Genomic DNA, 17,338 nt, shown 5'->3' with positions numbered 1-17,338 from the left:
CTGCTAACCTCGGCTGTTCGCTAACCGTAGTGTTTCGGGAACGCGGCCGCCAAAAAGGCATTGGCCGCCTGCAGCGCGGTTTCGCGCGTGGTGTCCTCCGTTCCCATCATCAGCCGCAGCCACAGGCCCTCCAGCATGGCCGAAAGCGCCAGGGCCATGACCTGCGGCTCGTAGGCGTAACCGCCGCTTTGCTTCAGCGTCGCGCAGAGATCTATGAAGACCTGTTGGTAATAGGCATCGCGCGAGCTGCTCAGCGCCTGGTAGGTCGGCCGCGACTTGGCCTCGCCCCAGAAGGCGCACCAGGCGGCGAGCTTGCGCTTGTTGCAGATCGAGCGATCGAAATCGGCCCACACCAGCGCCTGCAGCTGTCCCGCCGGATCGTCGCCTGCCTTCTGCAAGGCGGTGCGCCAATGCGCCGAATACTCGTCATACATGTGCTGCAGCGTGGCGACGAGCAGCTTTTCCTTGCTCTCGAAATGGAAGTTGACGATGCCGCGCGAGAGACCCGCGCCGTCGGCGACGTCGGCCATCGTCGTTTCCGCGTAGCCGCGCTTGGCCAGGGAATCGATCGTCGCCTCGATCAGCTGCAGCCGCCTGACCTCTTTCGAAGCCTTGCGGCCGCGCTTCTCGCCGTCGGCTTTTCCCGGCTCGGCGATGGTGTCCTTGGCCTCTGTGTTCTTCATGGGTGTGACGGTCTCCAGCATCGCCGGCTATCCGACCGGCTTCCAACCGCGCAGATGAGTGGGGCGGTGCTCACCACTGTCAAGCACCTTCTGCATCGCCTCCCAGGTCCGGATGTTCTTGTCGACATAGGCCGCGCCGACCGCGGCGGCGACGAGTTGATAAAGCGGCCCCTTGAGGCGAACCAGTTCCTCCCGCGCGACCTCGCGGTACCACGCGTTGCGGTCGCGAACGGCGACGTCGATGAAGCCGGCTCGGCGCATCGCCTCGGCGTAGCGTGCCGGCGAAGCCATGGCGAAGGACAGGCCTTCCGCCGCGACATAGGCCTTCATGTCCGCGGACGGCTCGCCGTCATGCGAGATCATCCAGTTCGACGCGGCAAAGACGCCGCCGGATTTCAGCACGCGGAAGATCTCGGCGAAAAGCGCGTCCTTGTCCCGCACGTGCAGCAGCGCGTCTTTGGAGAAGACGACGTCGAAGGAGGCGTCAGCGAACGGCAGCGGCCCCGGCGGCGCCTGAACGAAACGGACGCGGTCTTGGAGACCTTTCAGGATCGCCTTTCGCCTCGCCGTCTCGATCACCGGCTTTTCGACGTCGAAGCCGGTGGCTCGGGCAGCGCCATGCCGCGCGACCAGATGCAGCGTGATGCCGCCAGCCCCGCAGCCGATATCGAGGATCGTCTTGCCCTTCAGCGACAGGCCTTCGACCACGCGGTCGACCTCGTCGGGACCGCCCGGCGACAGGTAGCCGTCGCCCCAGAGCGCTTCGAGGAAGCGAATGGCGGCATCGTCATATTCCGGCTCGGCGTCAGCCGTTTCGATCATCGGATCTTCAGCCCCAGCTGCCGACGTGGGTCAGTCCAGAGATACGGGCAAAAGCCTAGCGCATTAACGGGAAAACGCAACATCATTTGTTGAACATTCATTCAATATGTCTGGACAAAAAGCCGTTAGCCGTGCCAAATTCCGTGCATCGGGAACAAACAGCCCCGAGCAATTCCAGGAAAAGTGTGAAGCGGTTTTCCGTCCGGAATTGCGTAAGAACAGGAAGATAGGGCGGCCGGCCGGAGGATGCGCACATGAAGGCATGGGACGCGATCGTCATTGGCGGCGGCCATAACGGGCTGGTCAACGCCTGTTACCTGCAGCGCGCCGGGCTGGACGTGCTGGTGGTCGAGAAAAACGAATGGATCGGCGGTGCGGCCACCAGCCGCGAGCTGACGCCGGGCTTTCTCTATTCCAACTGTTCCTATGTCTGCTCGCTGTTCCGACCCGAGATCATGCGCGATCTGGAGCTGCCGCGCTTCGGCCTCCAGGTGATCTCCTATGAGGGCGGCGCGGTGTTCACGCGCGACGGCGACTATCTCGCCAACTACCGCGATCACGACGCGCATCGGCGCGAGTTCGCCCGCTTCTCCAAACGCGACGCCGAGGCCTATGACCGCTACTCGCGCGACGTCACAAGGCAGTGCCGTTTCATCCAGCCGCTGTTGATGCGCACCGCGCCCGACCCGACCAGCTTCAAGCCGCGCGATCTGGGCGAGTTGCTCTATCTCGGCAAGAAGTTCGCCGGGCTTTCGGCCGAGGAGATGGCGCTGACCTTGCGCTTCTGGACGATGTCGATCTCCGACTTCCTCGACGAATATTTCGAGACCGACGTCATCAAGGCGAACTTCGCGCTCTCCGGCATCATCGGCACCGCGCTCGGGCCGATGTCGCCCGGGACCGCATACGTGCTGCTCCACCACTATATGGGCGAGGTCGACGGCTCGGTCGGCGCCTGGGGTTATGCGCGTGGCGGCATGGGCGCCGTCACCTGGGCGCTCGCCGCCTCCTTCAAAGCCTCAGGCGGCACCATCCGCACGGGCGCCGAGGTCGATCATGTGCTGATCAGGAACGGCAAGGCCAGGGGCGTCGTGCTCGCCGGCGGCGAGGAGATCTACGGCAAGCTCGTCGTCTCCAACGCCGACGTCAAGCGCACCTTCCTGAAGCTCGTCGAGGAGAAGGAGCTGCCCGAAATCTTCCTCAGGCGCGTCAGGAATTTCAAGATCCGCGGCTCGTCCGGCAAGGTCAACATCGCGCTCGACTCGCTGCCCGAGTTCCCGGCTCTGCCCAAGGACTCGCCGGTCTATCGCGCCGACATGCATTTCACCGATTCCATCGAGCGCATGGAGCGCGCCTATGACGACTGGAAGGCCGGGCGCTGGTCGGCCGATCCCTTCCTCGACATGATGGTCCCGACCACGCTCGACCCGACCATGGCGCCGCCGGGCAAGCACTTCATGAGCTGCTTCGTGCAATACGCGCCGCCGAAGATCGAAGGAGCGGACTGGACCGATGCCGACCGCGACGGCTTCGCAGAGAGCGTGATTGCGCAGATCGCCGAATATTCGCCGGGCTTCCGCGACCGCATCGTCCATATGGAAGTGCGCACGCCGCGCGAGATCGAAGCCGAGGTCGGGCTCACCGAAGGCAACATTTTCCAGGGCGAGCTCACCTTCGACCAACTGCTCTTCAACCGTCCGGTGCCGGGCTACGCGCAATACCGCTCGCCGGTCGCCGGGCTCTATATGTGTGGCTCCTCCACCCATCCTGGCGGCGGCGTCATGGGCGCGCCCGGACGCAACGCCGCCGCCGAGATCCTGCGCGACCTCGCCAAACCAACCCTGCATATGAGTCCGGCCCATGACGTCATCTGAAGCGAACTGGGACGTCATCGTCATCGGCGGCGGCCACAATGGCCTTGTCGCCGCCGCCACGCTGGCCAAGTCCGGCCGCAAGGTGCTGCTGCTCGAAGCAGGCGACGACGTCGGCGGTGCGGCGCGCACCGAGGAATTCGCGCCCGGCTTCCGCGTCTCCGCCGTCGCGCATCTGCTCAACCGCCTGCTCCCCGACGTGGTGAAGACGCTTGAGCTGGAGCGCCATGGTCTCAAGGTCGAGCGCTCGGACTTCGTCCCGTCGGTCGCGCTGTCGAAGAACGGCCCGCTGGTGCTGCACGGCGCCTATGGCGAGGTGCTGACGGGCGCCAGCCCCTCGGAGCAATCCGCCTGGAAGGCGCTGCGCGCGCAGCTGTTGCGCTACGCCGGCATCCTGAAACCATTCCTGTCGCGCCGGCCGCCGGACCTCGGCAACATGTCGCTCGCCGAAATGACCGGGCTCGGCCAGACGGCGCTGGCGCTGAAGAGACTCGGCAAGGAAGACATGCGCGACTTTCTGCGCGTGCTTTTGATGAATGTCTCTGACCTGCTCGACGAGCAGCTTGAGGATGACCGGCTGAAGGGCTTGCTCGCCTTCGACGCAACGCTGGGCAGCCATCTCGGGCCGCGCTCGCCGACCTCGCTGCTTGGCCTCTACTACCGGTTGGCCGGCGAGATCGGCGGCCTCGCCGGCGCGCAGATACAGCCCAAGGGCGGCATGGGCGCCGTCGTCGCCGCCATTCGCTCGGCGGCGGAGAAGGCTGGGGTTGCGATCCGCCCGGCATCGCCCGTCGCCAGGGTGATCGTCGAGAACGGTCGCGCCGTCGGCGTCGTCACCCAGAGCGGCCAAACGCTGCAGGCCAGGACCGTCGTCTCGGCCATCAACCCCGCGACGACGATCCTCGATCTGGTCGGCCCGCGCGAGGTCGATACCGGCTTCATGCGCAAGGTGAAGAACATTCGCATGAAGGGCGATGCGGCAAAGCTCCATCTCGCGCTCGACCGGCCGCCGCAATTCGAAGGCGTCGACGCCGCCGGCCACAAGGGCCGTCTCGTCATCGCGCCTTCGCCCGACCATGTCGAGCGCGCCTTCAACCCGTCGAAATATGGCGAGTTTTCGCCAGAGCCGGTCATGGAGATCACGCTGCCCAGCCTCGCCGATCCCGCGCTGGCGCCCTCCGGCGCCTGCGTGCTCTCGGTGGTGGTGCAATACGCCCCCTATGCGCTGAGGCAGGGCTGGACCGCCGGCAAGCCGCAATTCCTCAACGCAATCATGGCGCAGCTCGAAACCTATGCGCCCGGGATCGGCGCGACGGTCCGCCATGCCGAACTGCTCACGCCCGCCGACATCGAGACACGCTATCGCATGCCGGGCGGCCACTGGCATCATGGCGAGCTGCAGGCCGACCAGATGCTGATGTCGCGACCAGTCTCCGGCTGGTCCGGTTACGACACGCCGCTCGAAGGTCTGTTTCTTGCGAGCGCCGGCTCGCATCCGGGCGGCGGCATTTCCGGCGCGCCCGGCCTCAACGCCGCGCGCCGCATCATCGCGATGAGGGGGTGAGATGATTTTGCAAATCGCCGAAGCTGCGCTCTACGGCGAAGGAACGCCGTCATGAACCATCATCCCACCATCAAACCATCAACCGACCGCGCCATCGCCCAGTCCCACTTCCGCACGCTGCGGCTCGGCACGCCCTTCCAGCCGCGCATCGACGCGCTGGCGCTGACAAACGACTGGTACAACTGGGCCGGCTATCGCGCGCCACATTCGCTGTGGGACGAGGAGCTCGAATATTTCGCCATCCGCAGCCAGGCGGCATTGTTCGACATCTCGCCGATGACGAAATACCGGATCGAGGGTCCGGACGCCGAAGCCTACCTCGACCGCGTCACGCTGCGCGACGTGACCAAGCTCAAACCCGGCCGTGTCCACTACACGGCCTGGTGCGACGACGACGGCTTGGTTCTCGACGACGGCACGCTGTTCCGGCTGTCGCCGACGCGCTTTCGCCTCTGCTCCCAGGAGCGGCATCTGCCCTGGCTGCTCGACAGCGCTTTTCGGTTTGACGTCAGCGTCGAGGAAGAGACCGAAGCCGTCGCCGCGCTTGCGCTGCAGGGCCCGACTTCCTTCGCCATCCTGCGCGACGCGGGCTTCGCCGGCATAGAGCGGCTGAAGGTTTTCGACCTCGCCGAGTTCGTCCATGACGGCGCCGTTGTCGTTATCTCGCGCACCGGCTTCACCGGCGATCTCGGCTATGAGCTGTTCGTGCCGGCGGACAAGGCGCTGAGCCTGTGGGATCGGCTGATGACGGCGGGCGCGCTGCGCGGCATCCGCGCCATCGGCTACGCCGCGCTGAACCGCGCCCGGCTGGAAGCCGGGCTGATCGTCGCCAATGCCGACTTCACCACCGCCGAGCATGCCGTCCGCGCCGACCGCCTGCGCATGCCGGACGAGATCGGCCTCGGCTTCATGGTCGATCCCGAAAAGGGCCACTTCAACGGCCGCCGCGCCATCCTGGAGGTGAGAACCAAGCGTAAGCTGCGCCATGTGCTGGTCGGGCTTGAGATCGAGGGCAACATCCCGGCCGAGCATGCGATCGTCTATTATCGCAAGAGCCAGGAGGTGGGGCTGGTGAGCGCCGCTATGTGGTCGCCGATGGCCAAGCGCAACATCGCCATCGCATCATTGCAACGGCCCTATGGCGATACGATCGTCGACGACCTCTGGGTCGAGATCTACGCCATGCGCGAGCTGCAATACCAAAAACTGATGAAGCGGGCGAAAGTGGTGCCGCGGCCCTTCATCAGACTCGACCGCCGCACCGCCAATCCGCCGGCGGATTTTTGAGATGGCAAGCGAAACGGAAGCCGCCGAGCAGTGGGCGCTGATCAACACGCCGCTTGGCGAGATGTGGTCCGGCCGCACCCGCTATGCGGCGGCGATGTATTTCTTCAAGCGCGGCGAGATGAATGCCGAGACGCTGGAGGTCTATCGCATCTGCGCGAGGCTCGACCACGAGGACCCCCTGCCGATCATCCGCGACCGCGGTGTCGGCAAGGAATGGCTGATGCGGATGGGTGCTTAGGCGGACCGTACGCGGATGGCGGCACCGCGAGGGGCGGCACCGCGCGATCGTCATTCTAGGGCGGAGCAAGGAGCGAAGCGACGCGCGCAGACCCTAGAATCCATGCCGTGACTTGGAAGCGCTGCTACTGTTCAGAATTTTGCTCCGTTGCGGTCCTTGGCGAAGGTAACGGCATGGATTCTAGGGTCTTCGCGACGGAGCTTCGCTCCTGCTTCGCCCTAGAATGACGAAGTTGAGAGCGTTCTGCCTCCAATCCCCGAGCACTCAGGATTGTCCCTTCACACGGAAGGCCTATCCAATCGTTCTTTCGAGCACATTCAGCCAATTGCGATAGGCGATCTTCTCGATCAGCGCGCGGCCGAAGCCACGCGCCGCCAGCGCGTCGATGAGCTTGGGCAGGCCGGCGACGTCGCCGATGACGGCGGGGATCATGGCGCCGTCGAAATCCGAGCCCAGGCCGACGCCATCCTCGCCCAGCGCCTGTAAGAGCGAATCGATATGGCGCACCATGATGTCGAGTCCGGTATCGGCATTCATGCGGCCGTCCTCGCGCAGGAAGCCGGTGGCGAAGTTCAGGCCCACCATGCCCCCGGACTCGCGGATCGCGCCGAGCTGCCAGTCGGTCAGGTTGCGCGAATGGCCGCAGATCGCATGCACGTTGGAATGCGTCGCGACCAGCGGCGCGTCGCTCAATTCAGCCACGTCGCGAAAACCCTTCTCGTTGAGATGCGAGAGGTCGATCATGATCCTGAGCTGGTTGCAGGCCTTGACCAGCGCCTTGCCGGCATCGGTGAGGCCGGGCCCGGTATCTGGCGAGGAGGGAAAGCGGAATGGCACGCCGTTGCCGAAGGCGTTCGGCCGGCTCCAGACGATGCCCAGCGAGCGCAGGCCGGCGGCATGAAGCACGTCGAGCATGGCAAGCTCGGGATCGATTGCCTCGACGCCCTCGATGTGGAAGACCGCCGCGACCGAACCCTTAGCCATCGCATCGCGGATGTCGCCGGCGCTGCGGCACACGCTCAGCGCGCCTGCCCGCTCAAGTCTGAACAGGATCGACGCCATGCCGATTGTGGATGTGATCGCCTCGGCGCGCGGCAGTTCCGGCGGCAGGGGTTCGTTGTCGCTCGGCGCCGGCGGAACGGCGCTGCGCTTGGTCTTTTCGATCGGCGGTGGGAAGATCGCGAACATGCCGCCGGCAAAACCGCCCTTCTTGGCGCGCGGCAGGTCGATGTGACCGCCCGGCGTACCCTCGATGAACAGCTTTTCGACATCCGTTTCCTTCGACTGGTAGAGTCGAAGCAGCGTGTCGTTGTGGCCGTCGAAAACGGGGATGAGGTCGGTTTCGGTCATCAGGGGAGCCATTCATTTCGGTGACGGGGCGAGGCGGGACGGAATCCCGTCCGAGCGAACTGTCTACTTAGGCAAGATGGCCGAACTGCGCAAATGCCAGTGACGTGTTCGCGTTTGTGGCTGGGTGGCTGTTTTCCTTCTCCCCTTGTGGGAGAAGGTGTCGCCGAAGGCGACGGATGAGGGGTGCTCCAGCTTGGCACCGACGGTACTCCGTCCAGCACCCCTCAACCGTCTCGGCGCTGCGCGCCGATCCACCTTCTCCCACAGGGGGAGAAGGGGAAGACGGTGCTACTGCTTCAGCACGTCCGCCCATTCCGGGTGGCGGCGGAACTGGGCGTTGGCGAAGGGGCAGAGCGGGATGATCTTCTTGCCGGCCGCACGCGCATCCTCGACCGCGCGGGTGACGAGGCGAAGCCCGGCGCCCTGGCCACGGAAGACGTCCGGCACCTCGGTGTGATCGATGATGAGCTGATGCTCGCCGATCTTGGTGAAGGTCATCTCGGCCTCGGCGCCGCCCGGCCCGCGCAGCACATAGCGCCCCTTGGAGCCGTGGTCTTCCAGTTCGATCTCGGGCAGCTGGTCAGCCATTGTTCTTGCCTCCTTCGGCGGTCGGCGAGCGGGTGAACAGCCGCCGCGCCGCTTCGATTTCATTCGGCCGCACCTCGTGCCCGCCGTCGTGCCATTCCACTGTGACATCGGCCCCGTCGGCGCGCAAATAGGCTTCCAGTCGCGACGTCAGATTGGGCGGACAGATCGGATCGCGCCTGCCGGCCGTGATCAGCATGCGGCGGCCGGCAAGGCTGCCCCGGACCTCCGGTTCGAACGGGATCAGCGGATGCATCAGCGCCGCGGCATCGAACAGAGCCGGCTCCGCGAACATCACCGAGGCCAGGATGTTGGCGCCGTTGGAATAGCCGAGCCCGAACACCGCCGAGGGCTTTGCCGCAACGACATTCGCCTTGACGAAGCCTGCCACCTTGGCCGTCGCCCGCGCAAGGTCGTCCATGTCGTAGACGCCCTCGCCGGTGCGGCGGAAGAAGCGGGCGGCGCCATGCTCGGACACGTCGCCGCGCGGCGACACGATCGTCGCCGAAGGCGCAAGCTCCTGACCGAACGACAGAAGCTGATTCTCGTCGGCTCCGGTCCCGTGGAAGACGAAGAGCAACGGACTGCCCGGCGAACCGGGCAGCATTTTATGGATGTAAGCGTCCTTGCTCATGGCTTAGTCTTCCAGCTTCTGCAGGTGCTGTTCGAGATAGGGTCTCAGATGCTGATGCTGCGTCGGCAGCTTCAGCGCCTCGCCCAGATGCGCGGTGTCCTCGTCGCGGTCGAAGCCCGGCTCGTTGGTGGACACCTCGAACAGCACGCCGCCCGGCGTGCGGAAATAGATCGCCCAGAAGTAATCGCGATCGATGACCGGTGTCACGCCGTAGCCCGTGTCGACCAGCGCCTTGCGCACCTCGAGCTGCCTGGCGCGATCCTCGACCGCGAAGGCGACGTGATGCACCGAGCCGGCACCGAGATTGGCAAAGCCTGCGCCCGGCAGCGACTCGATATCGACGACGTCGGCGCCATTGCCGTTCTTGATCGCCAGCCGGCGGACGTTGCCGGACTTGTCGACCTCCTCATAGCCCATGAACTTCAGCAGCTCCTCGGTGGCGCCGCCGTCCTTCAGCCTCAGCGCGACCGAATGGAAGCCGCGGATCGCTTCGTCGCCGGGAACGCCGCCCTTGACCCAGGGCGCGCGGCTGTCCGCCTTGTCCTCGACCAGAGCGAAACTGTCGCCGTCGGGGCCGGTGAAGGTGAGCCGCTTCTCGCCGAAGCTCGTCGAGTGGGCAACGCCGCCCACACCCTCGTCGGCAAAACGCTTTTCCCAATAGCCGAGCGTGCCTTCCGGCACCGAGAAGACCGTGGTGCCGACCTCACCCACCCCATGCCGGCCCTTGCCGATATCGGGAAACGGGAAATAGGTCATCACCGAGCCGGGCGTGCCGAACTCGTCGGCGTAGTAGAGGTGATAGACGTCCGGCGCGTCGAAGTTGACGGTCTTCTTGACCCGACGCAGGCCGAGTTTCCTGGTGAAGAACTCATTGTTGCGGCGCGCATCGCTGGCCATCGAGGTGACGTGATGCAGGCCCTTGATCTGATTGAGCATGGTGTTGCTCCTTCCTTGTCCTTGCTGCGGCCCTCGCCGCTGTCCACGCCAATATGAGGATAGGCCCGTCCGCGGCAAAGCGGGCAAACACAGGATGGACTGCGTCATAAAAGTGAACGATCTAAGGTTTACGTTCACCGATTGACGAACCGGCTTGCCTTGCAACGCCGGCGAATTTCGGCTCCATGAGCGGCGCGACTTCTTGAGGAGGAAGATTTTGGACAACCGAACCCGCCGCCCGAACGTTCTCCTCATCACCTGCGACCAGTGGCGTGGCGATTGCCTTTCGGTCGCAGGCCATACGGTGGTCAGGACGCCGAACGTTGACGCGCTTGCCGCCGAAGGTGTTCTGTTTCGGCGCCACTATGGCGGCGCCGCACCTTGCTCTCCGGCCCGTGCCTGCCTCTATACCGGCCTCTACCAGATGAACAACCGCGTCTGCCGCAACGGCACGCCGCTCGATGCGCGTCACGGCAACGTCGCCCTGTCGGCACGCGCGGTTGGCTACGACCCGACCTTGTTCGGCTACACCGATGTCGCGCCGGACCCGCGCCGGCTCTCGGCAGCCGATCCACGGCTGAAGAGCTATGAAGGCGTGCTGCCGGGCTTCACCGTGCGGCAGTTCCTGCCCGAGCACCAGAAACAATGGCTGTCCTGGCTGAGGATGCAGGGCATCGATGCCAGCGCCGGCAGCCCTGACATCCACCGTCCGGCTGGGGAGCACGGCAAGCCCGGGGGCGATGTGAGCAACGCGCCGCCGGTCTATTCGAAGGACCAGACGCCAACCGCCTTCCTGGCCGGCGAATTCATCCGCTGGCTTGGCGAGCAGGACGAGGCTGCGCCGTGGTTCGCGCATATCTCCTTCATCAGTCCGCACCCGCCCTTCGTCGTGCCGGAGCCCTACAACACAATGTACGATCCGGCCGACGGCCCGGCTTTCCGGCGCGCTGCAAGCTTGCAGGCCGAGGCGGAAAGCCACCCCTATCTCGCTTACGATCTCGACCAGCAGAAGCGGACGAAATTCATACCCGGCGCCGAGGGCAAGGTGCCGGACTGGAGCGAGGAAAATTTCCGCCGCATCCGCGCCATCTATTACGGCATGATCTCGGAACTCGACGTACAGCTCGGCCGCGTCTGGCAAGCGGTAAAGGCGGCCGGCGCGTGGGACGATACCGTGATCGTGCTCACCTCCGACCATGCCGAGATGATGGGCGACCATTTCATGCTGGGCAAAGGCGGCTACTTCGACGCCAGCTACCACATCCCGCTGATCATCCGCGATCCGAGTCGCGGAGCCGCCGCCGGCATGACGGTCGACCGTTTCACCGAGGCGGTCGACATCTTTCCGACCTTGCTCGACCTGATCGGTGCCGCACCCGAGCCGCATCTCGACGGCAGGTCGCTGGCGCCGTGGCTGGACGGCGAGGAGCCGGTGGATTGGCGCGAGGCCGCGCATTGGGAGTTCGATTTCCGCTCGGTCGCCGACGGCGAGGCCGAGCGTCACTTCGGCATCGGCCCGCGCGATTGCAACCTGGCCGTCCTGCGCACCAAGGACTTCAAATATGTCCATTTCGGCGGCGGCCTGCCGCCGCTGCTGTTCGACCTCGCCAAGGATCCGGGCGAGCTGAGCAACGTCGCGAACGACACTGCCTATCTGCCGTCGCGCCTGGAATTCGCCGAAAAGATGCTCGCCTGGCGCGCCAAGCATCTCGACCAGTCGCTGGCGCTGGCGGAGCTGACGGGCGGCGGCGTAGTCGGGCATGTGGGCGGGCAGTAGGGAATAGGCATCCTTGCCTACTGCCTACTGCCTACTGCCTACTGCCTACTGCCTACCGCCTACCGCCTACTGCTTACTGCCTATTTCAAGATCATCCTCTGCTGGTCGCGCTTCGTGGCATAGGTGCTCTTGTCATAGGCCGCCTGCGCTTGCAGCTGCTCCTTGGTGAAGTTGGTATAGAGATATTTCTTGCCGCTCTTGTCGGTCATGAATTTGAGCTTGTCCATGCCGACCGCGACTTCCTTGGCGCCGATGCCGAGGAAGCCGCCGACGTCGACGATCACCGCATCCGGCTTTTTGTCCGGCGTCAGCACGACGTCGCCGATTTCACCGATCTTGGCATCGTTGGCGCCATAGACGGCCGCGCCCTTCAGCTCGTCGCCGCGGATATTGCCCATCGGCATTTCGGTCAGCGTCGACTTGTCGATCGAGGCCGTCTTGGTCTCGTCGGTGGCGGACGTGTTCGCCGGTTTGTTTTCGGCCGTGGCCGGAGCCGGCGCCGCGGGCTTGTTCTCGGCTGTCTGTGCCGGCTGGGCAGGCTTGCTCCCCTTGTCGGCCGTGGTATCCGACGACGCCACGGCAGGGGTGGTGGTAGGCGGCGTCTCACTCGAAGACGCAGTGCTTGTCGAAGCCGGCGCAGGATCATACGCCTTGCGATTGAAATCCGGCTGCGCCTGAAGCTCCTCCTTTGTCGTCTCGGCAACCAGCCAGCGGTCTCCATTCTTCTCCGCCCACTTTGCCTTGGCGAAGTCGAAGGTGACGTTCTTCGTGCCTATGCCGAGGAAGCCGCCGACGCCGATGACAAGCGACTCGGCCTTGCCGTCCTTGGCGAGCACGATGTCCTTCACGTCGCCGATCTTCTGGGCGTCGTCAGCGGTGCCGTTGTAGACCGTTTCGCCCATGATATTGGTGGCGAGATTGCCTTCCGCCTTCTTCACCGGTTCAGCCGGCTTGGCATTGAGATCCACCGGCTTCTGGGCTCCGCCCGTGTCGGTGGTTGAAGGTTGCGTGGCGTCAGCCGACTGCGCCGGGGCCGGATCGTAGGGCTTGCGGTCGAATGCCGGCTGGGCATTGAGCTCGTCCTTGCTTGTCTTGGCCACCAGCCAGCGGTCACCGTTCTTCTCGGCCCATTCCATCTTGCTGTAGTCGAAGGCGACATCCTTGGTGCCGACGCCAAGAAAGCCGCCGACGCCGATGATCGCGGACTTGGCTTTGCCGCTTGCGTCGAAGACGATGTCGTCGACCTTGCCGATGTCCTGGGCGTCTTTGCCAGTGCCGTTATAGACGGACTCGCCGATGATATTGGTCATGAGGGAACCCTCCGAACGCATCACGGGTTCCGGGTTCTCGGCGGCGGGCGGCTGTGCCGGTGTCGGCGTCGCCGTTTGTGCGAAAGCGCCGGTTGCGAGCAGCGTCGCAAGCGCGGTCGTCGCAAAAAGAGTGCGGGTCATGATCGTCTCTCCTCCTGCCTGATTTCGGCAAAGCTGCGACCGGCCTTGACGAACCGGACCGGACGCGGAATTGTCCAATGTCTTCACAACGTCGTGACCGTTGCCTTGTTCCAAAAGCTACGCGCTGGCGTCGAAGTCCTGAGTGGCCAAGGAACCTTTGGGCCACCCTTTCGTTTGAGCCAGCGGCTGAGGGGTCATTTTCGGCCAAGGAATTGCGAGGAAGGCGGAGCGGGACATGCGGTTTGCTGCGGTGCTGAACCAGGACGGCGGCACGCTGCGTACCACCGATATGGCAGCCTTTGCCGAACGTCTGCGCCAAACACTCGAAGCGGCAGGCCATTCGGTTCAGATCGACATCGTTGCCCGCCGCGAAGTCGCCGCGGCCTTGGAAAAGGCCGTGACGAAGCGGAACGTCGACGTCGTGATCGCTGGCGGCGGCGATGGCACTGTTTCGACGGCGGCGTCCCTGCTCATGAACAAAAAGAAAGCCTTGGCCATATTGCCGGGCGGCACGATGAATCTCTTCGCGCGCGGCCTTGGCATACCGCAGACGCTGGACGGGGCGCTGACATCCTTCGCCGAAGGCGAGGTGACGGCCGTCGACATGGCGAGCGCCAACGGCCGGCCCTTCGTGCATCAGTTTTCGATCGGCATGCATGCCAGGATGGTGCAGCTCCGCGAGAAGATGGATTTCGGCTCGCGGCTGGGAAAGATGCAGGCTTCCGTTCGTGCGGCATGGGCGACGATCAAGAACCCGCGCACTCTCAAGGTGAGCTTGACCATCGGCAAGACGGAGATCATCACCCGCGCGACCGGCATCAGCATCAGCAACAATCTGTTCGGCGAGGGCCATCTGCCTTACGCGGACGATCCGGCAGGCGGCCTGCTCGGCATCTATGTCAGCGTCGCGCGCAGACGCCGCGACCTGGTGAAGCTATTCCTCGCCATGCTGCGCGGCCGTTGGCGCGACAGCCAACATGTCGAAATCCATCAGGCCGACAAGGCGATCCTCAAGATCCATTCGCCGACGAAGAAGTTCAGCGCCGTCATGGACGGCGAGTTGTTCGGGCTGGAACGCGAGACGGTGATCGAGATTCATCCCGGCGCGTTGAAGGTGTTGGTTCCGGCTAGAAATGTGCAGACAAAGGCGGCCTAGTGCATGTCGCGCAAAACTGCGCAGCGGTTTTGCGGAAACGACATGCATAAAAACAAGGACCTAAGCGGTCAGCCGCCCTGCGCGGGCCCGGCCGCCGGCGCCTGAGGTACGCTCTGTCCGGTCGTCTGGCTCTTGATCAGCTCGCCATAGACCTCGACCGCACCCCACGCAATGAAGGCCAGCAACAGCCCGGCGATAAGGATCCTCAGCGCGTGCCAGCCCCAATGCCCCTGGCGGGCTTTGTTTTCAGGAACGGTCTTGGTCATTGTTGGCCTCCCTGTCGCGTGGCGGCGGACGCTTCGGCATGGTCGGGTAACGGGCCCTCTCCGCGAAGGTTCCGAATCCGACAGCGAGGTTCGGCGACGATGGGGACCGCTTGTCGCGAGTGCGGGGCCTAGGGGTAGCCGGCCGACATCAGCCGCTTTCATTGAGGATGCGGATCGGTTTGGCTACGGCTTTTCGCCGGGATCCTTGTCTTGAGGCCCGGGCTTCGCATTCTCGCGATAGATTGCATAAGCGACGAGCGCGACGGCGGGCGCGAGAAGCGCGCCCATGCCGCCCTTGCTTTTCGCAAGCGCCGGAAGCAGCGCGAGCGCTGCGGTGACGCCAACCGCGGTCATGTCGGCCTTTCGTCTTCGCGCCCGGCGCCGCGCCTGCGTACCGGCGGCCAGCTTGTGGATCACCAGAATGAGCCCGGCAAGCACCAGGAAGCCAATGCCGAAGCCGAAGGAAGTCGCCAACGGCCCGTAGCGCCCCGCCAGCCAGATATAGGCCGCACCAATGAGGAAGCCGATGCCGCACAGGACAAGAACGCCGGCAAGCCCATAAAGGACTGCCGTCATGCGCGCCCGTCGCAGAGCAGCCGCCGCCTCGCCGGAGGCAAGGGTCGAAATCAGCGAGACCAGCGTCTCCATCTGCGGGCTAACGGCGGGACAGCAGCGCAAACAGGAAGCCGACGCCGGCGGCGATCGCCAGCGACGTTACCGGCTTTTCTCGAACGCTGGCTATGAGCTGCGCTTCGATATCCTGAGCGCTGCCGCGCACGCTTTCGAATGCCGCCTCGCCCTGCGTCCGCAGCTGTTCGACGCCTTCGGCCGCCGCGCGGCGCGCTGCGCCGTAACCGTCGTCCCTGGTCTTGGCCAATTGCCTGGTAAGCTCCTCTATATCCGCTTTCAACTGCCGGATATCGGCTTCCAGATCGGAGTTGGAGGGAGCATCTGTTGCGCTTTTGCCTGCGGCGGTCGCCATCGCGTAACTCCTTGTGTTTTCTACCTTTAAACGCTCGATCTACGTCAAGAGTTCCGAAGCTGGATCGCCCCTTAGCAAGACCGAAGGGCGGGCACATTGACAGCTGTCAAATTCTCTCGGATCAGAAGTCCTTGTTCTCCGTCCATGCCTCCCTTAGGGCCTTCTTGGCTTTCGAACGCGCGAAAGGCCGGCAGCAGCCGCAGCGGGCATTTCTCGCAGGGATATTGGCGGGCAGTGGCGGAACCTACACTCTGGCCGGACATTTCGACCCTCCTCGAAATCCCTGCCCCCGGTGCGGTTGTTGAAAACGCTCCACGCGGATCGAGGTTCCGCGCGATCACGGGATGCATCGCCGGTCATATCTTTTTTAATGACACAGAGCCGAATACCGCGCATGACTGCGGCGATCGTAGGAGTCGCCGACACGTGCCCCCATTGTTAGACGGATTGCGTATCCTGGTCCTGGAAGACGAATTCCTGATCGCGATGGATGTCGAGCAACTGTGCCGCGACCAGGGCGCCGCCGATGTCACGATTGTCCGCGATCTGGCCGAAATCGACCTGGGGCACGGGCTGTCGTCGTTCGACGCCGCCATTGTCGACCTGATGCTGGGCGGCGTCTCGACGCTCGACTTCGCCAAGCGGCTGCGAGGCGAAGGCGTTCCATTCGTCTTTGCCTCCGGTTACTCCGACGCGGAAGAGATCGAGGGTTCTTTCCCGGAGATCCGGCTGGTCGCCAAACCTTATTCGGGAGACGATCTGATCGAAGCCGTGGCGCTCGCCTGCGGACGCGCGAAGGCGGCTTGACGACGTCGCGGCCCGGATGTCGGTGTCAGGCCGCGTTCGAACCAGTCACTTGAGCCGAGATCGCATCGGGACCGTATTCGTCCTCGCCGGAAATCTTGAGGATGTCCTGCAGCCGGGCGCGCGCCCGGCTGACCCGGCTCTTGATGGTGCCGACCGCGCAACCGCAGATCTCGGCCGCCTCCTCGTAAGAGAAGCCGGATGCCCCGATCAGGATGATGGCTTCGCGCTGATCCTCCGGCAACTGCTCCAGCGCGCCGCGGAAATCCTTGAGGTCGAGCTGGCCATGCTGGGCCGGATGAACGGCAAGCCTGGCGGTCATGATGCCGTCGCTGTCCTGTACCTCGCGGCCACGCTTGCGCATCTGCGAATAGAATTCGTTGCGCAGGATGGTGAACAGCCAGGCCTTGAGGTTTGTGCCCGGCTGGAAACTCTCGTGCTTGTCCCACGCCTTGACCAAGGTTTCCTGGACGAGGTCATCTGCCTTGTCGGCATTCTGCGTCAGCGAGACTGCAAAGGCGCGCAGGCTCGGTATTGCGCCGAGCAGCTCGGTCTTGAAGCTCTGGGAGACCGCCGCCATGCCTCAGTCCTTTTTCTCGGCGGGCTCGGCCTCTTCCAGCTGGCTAAGCAACTGGGCGAATCGATCTGGCACCTGATCGGAGACCAGCTCGTCGTAGTATTGTTTGAGTTTGCGGGCGATTTCGGAGTTTGGTCCAAGCGGATTGCCACCCCCATTCCGGTGCCTGCTCACGGCGCCAGTCGTCGAATTCTTTGACATTTCTTTCATATTTGCCCTAATTCCCAGCACTCGAACCGCTCTGGAACTGCAGACCACAACGCAAGCGGCACCCTTGTCTGGTTGCCCATCCCGAAACCGCCAAACGCCCATTTCCTAATTTAGTTCCACAGCCGGCGGAACTTTTTCAGAAAGC

The 17,338-nt window shown here is 64.2% G+C and carries 19 protein-coding genes; 7 read left to right on the top strand and 12 right to left on the bottom strand.

All coding sequences use genetic code 11. From position 1 onward, the window contains the following. Positions 1-20: 20 nt before the first annotated feature. The gene (gene betI, locus QAZ22_RS08795) at positions 21-683 is read right to left on the bottom strand and encodes a transcriptional regulator BetI (protein WP_278206324.1); all 663 of its coding nucleotides are present in this window, start codon (positions 681-683) and stop codon (positions 21-23) included. Positions 684-710: 27 nt separating this feature from the next. After that, on the bottom strand, positions 711-1,505 hold the full coding sequence (locus QAZ22_RS08790) for a class I SAM-dependent methyltransferase (protein ID WP_278206323.1): 795 nt from the start codon (positions 1,503-1,505) through the stop codon (positions 711-713). A gap of 254 nt (positions 1,506-1,759) precedes the next feature. On the opposite strand from QAZ22_RS08790, the gene QAZ22_RS08785 reads away from it, so the two are divergent. From QAZ22_RS08785 to QAZ22_RS08770, 4 genes are read left to right on the top strand one after another with little or no spacing between them, the layout of a single operon-like run. Continuing rightward, the gene (locus QAZ22_RS08785; protein WP_278206322.1) at positions 1,760-3,379 is read left to right on the top strand and encodes an NAD(P)/FAD-dependent oxidoreductase; all 1,620 of its coding nucleotides are present in this window, start codon (positions 1,760-1,762) and stop codon (positions 3,377-3,379) included. Then, positions 3,366-4,940: an NAD(P)/FAD-dependent oxidoreductase gene (locus QAZ22_RS08780; protein WP_278206319.1), complete on the top strand. Its 1,575-nt coding sequence runs from the start codon at positions 3,366-3,368 to the stop codon at positions 4,938-4,940. Before QAZ22_RS08785 ends, QAZ22_RS08780 begins: the two co-directional genes overlap by 14 nt. Positions 4,941-4,991: 51 nt before the next feature. After that, positions 4,992-6,227, top strand: coding sequence for an aminomethyltransferase family protein (locus QAZ22_RS08775; protein ID WP_278206318.1), 1,236 nt, complete (start codon positions 4,992-4,994; stop codon positions 6,225-6,227). Position 6,228: 1 nt separating this feature from the next. After that, positions 6,229-6,465, top strand: coding sequence for a hypothetical protein (locus QAZ22_RS08770; protein WP_278206317.1), 237 nt, complete (start codon positions 6,229-6,231; stop codon positions 6,463-6,465). Between the two features lie 291 nt (positions 6,466-6,756). Here QAZ22_RS08770 and QAZ22_RS08765 read toward each other — a convergent pair whose 3' ends face one another. From QAZ22_RS08765 to QAZ22_RS08750, 4 genes are all read right to left on the bottom strand, one after another. Continuing rightward, on the bottom strand, positions 6,757-7,815 hold the full coding sequence (locus QAZ22_RS08765) for a dipeptidase (RefSeq protein WP_278206316.1): 1,059 nt from the start codon (positions 7,813-7,815) through the stop codon (positions 6,757-6,759). Between the two features lie 288 nt (positions 7,816-8,103). Then, the gene (locus QAZ22_RS08760; RefSeq protein WP_040998912.1) at positions 8,104-8,403 is read right to left on the bottom strand and encodes a GNAT family N-acetyltransferase; all 300 of its coding nucleotides are present in this window, start codon (positions 8,401-8,403) and stop codon (positions 8,104-8,106) included. Next, complete coding sequence (locus QAZ22_RS08755; RefSeq protein ID WP_278206315.1) at positions 8,396-9,034, bottom strand: alpha/beta hydrolase; 639 nt, start codon at positions 9,032-9,034, stop codon at positions 8,396-8,398. The genes QAZ22_RS08760 and QAZ22_RS08755 overlap by 8 nt, the downstream gene beginning before the upstream one ends. A 3-nt stretch (positions 9,035-9,037) precedes the next feature. Beyond that, positions 9,038-9,970 carry a VOC family protein gene (locus tag QAZ22_RS08750; RefSeq protein WP_278206312.1) on the bottom strand — a complete coding sequence of 311 codons (933 nt, stop codon included), beginning with the start codon at positions 9,968-9,970 and terminating at the stop codon, positions 9,038-9,040. Between the two features lie 217 nt (positions 9,971-10,187). Here QAZ22_RS08750 and QAZ22_RS08745 point away from each other — a divergent pair, with 217 nt between their 5' ends. Then, entirely contained in the window at positions 10,188-11,747 is a 1,560-nt protein-coding gene (locus QAZ22_RS08745) for an alkaline phosphatase family protein (protein WP_278206310.1), read from the top strand. An 80-nt stretch (positions 11,748-11,827) separates the two neighbouring features. On the opposite strand, the gene QAZ22_RS08740 is transcribed toward QAZ22_RS08745, so the two are convergent. Further along, a complete protein-coding gene (locus tag QAZ22_RS08740; protein WP_278206309.1) occupies positions 11,828-13,198 on the bottom strand; it encodes a PRC-barrel domain-containing protein in 1,371 nt (456 codons plus the stop codon). 235 nt (positions 13,199-13,433) lie between these two features. Between QAZ22_RS08740 and QAZ22_RS08735 the strand changes: the two genes are divergently transcribed. Next, positions 13,434-14,354: a diacylglycerol kinase family protein gene (locus tag QAZ22_RS08735; RefSeq protein WP_278206308.1), complete on the top strand. Its 921-nt coding sequence runs from the start codon at positions 13,434-13,436 to the stop codon at positions 14,352-14,354. A gap of 68 nt (positions 14,355-14,422) precedes the next feature. Here QAZ22_RS08735 and QAZ22_RS08730 read toward each other — a convergent pair whose 3' ends face one another. From QAZ22_RS08730 to QAZ22_RS08720, 3 genes are all read right to left on the bottom strand, one after another. Beyond that, positions 14,423-14,620 (bottom strand): hypothetical protein, encoded by a 198-nt coding sequence (locus tag QAZ22_RS08730; RefSeq protein ID WP_278206307.1) that lies wholly within the window; start codon positions 14,618-14,620, stop codon positions 14,423-14,425. Positions 14,621-14,803: 183 nt separating this feature from the next. After that, positions 14,804-15,268, bottom strand: a complete 465-nt coding sequence (locus QAZ22_RS08725; protein WP_278206306.1) for a hypothetical protein — start codon at positions 15,266-15,268, stop codon at positions 14,804-14,806. Between the two features lie 7 nt (positions 15,269-15,275). Then, on the bottom strand, positions 15,276-15,602 hold the full coding sequence (locus QAZ22_RS08720) for a hypothetical protein (RefSeq protein WP_278206303.1): 327 nt from the start codon (positions 15,600-15,602) through the stop codon (positions 15,276-15,278). 234 nt (positions 15,603-15,836) lie between these two features. Between QAZ22_RS08720 and QAZ22_RS32195 the strand changes: the two genes are divergently transcribed. Beyond that, positions 15,837-16,409 carry a response regulator gene (locus QAZ22_RS32195; protein WP_347566936.1) on the top strand — a complete coding sequence of 191 codons (573 nt, stop codon included), beginning with the start codon at positions 15,837-15,839 and terminating at the stop codon, positions 16,407-16,409. Between the two features lie 25 nt (positions 16,410-16,434). Here QAZ22_RS32195 and QAZ22_RS08710 read toward each other — a convergent pair whose 3' ends face one another. Together QAZ22_RS08710 and QAZ22_RS08705 are read right to left on the bottom strand one after the other, a co-directional pair. Next, on the bottom strand, positions 16,435-16,986 hold the full coding sequence (locus QAZ22_RS08710; RefSeq protein ID WP_040973662.1) for an RNA polymerase sigma factor: 552 nt from the start codon (positions 16,984-16,986) through the stop codon (positions 16,435-16,437). A 3-nt stretch (positions 16,987-16,989) separates the two neighbouring features. Continuing rightward, positions 16,990-17,193 carry a NepR family anti-sigma factor gene (locus tag QAZ22_RS08705; RefSeq protein WP_278206299.1) on the bottom strand — a complete coding sequence of 68 codons (204 nt, stop codon included), beginning with the start codon at positions 17,191-17,193 and terminating at the stop codon, positions 16,990-16,992. Positions 17,194-17,338 lie beyond the last annotated feature (145 nt).

Source organism: Mesorhizobium sp. WSM4906 (assembly GCF_029674625.1).
Classification (GTDB): domain Bacteria; phylum Pseudomonadota; class Alphaproteobacteria; order Rhizobiales; family Rhizobiaceae; genus Mesorhizobium.
The sequence above is the reverse complement of the archived record's forward strand: the minus strand, read 5'-3'. Positions and strand labels throughout refer to the sequence as shown.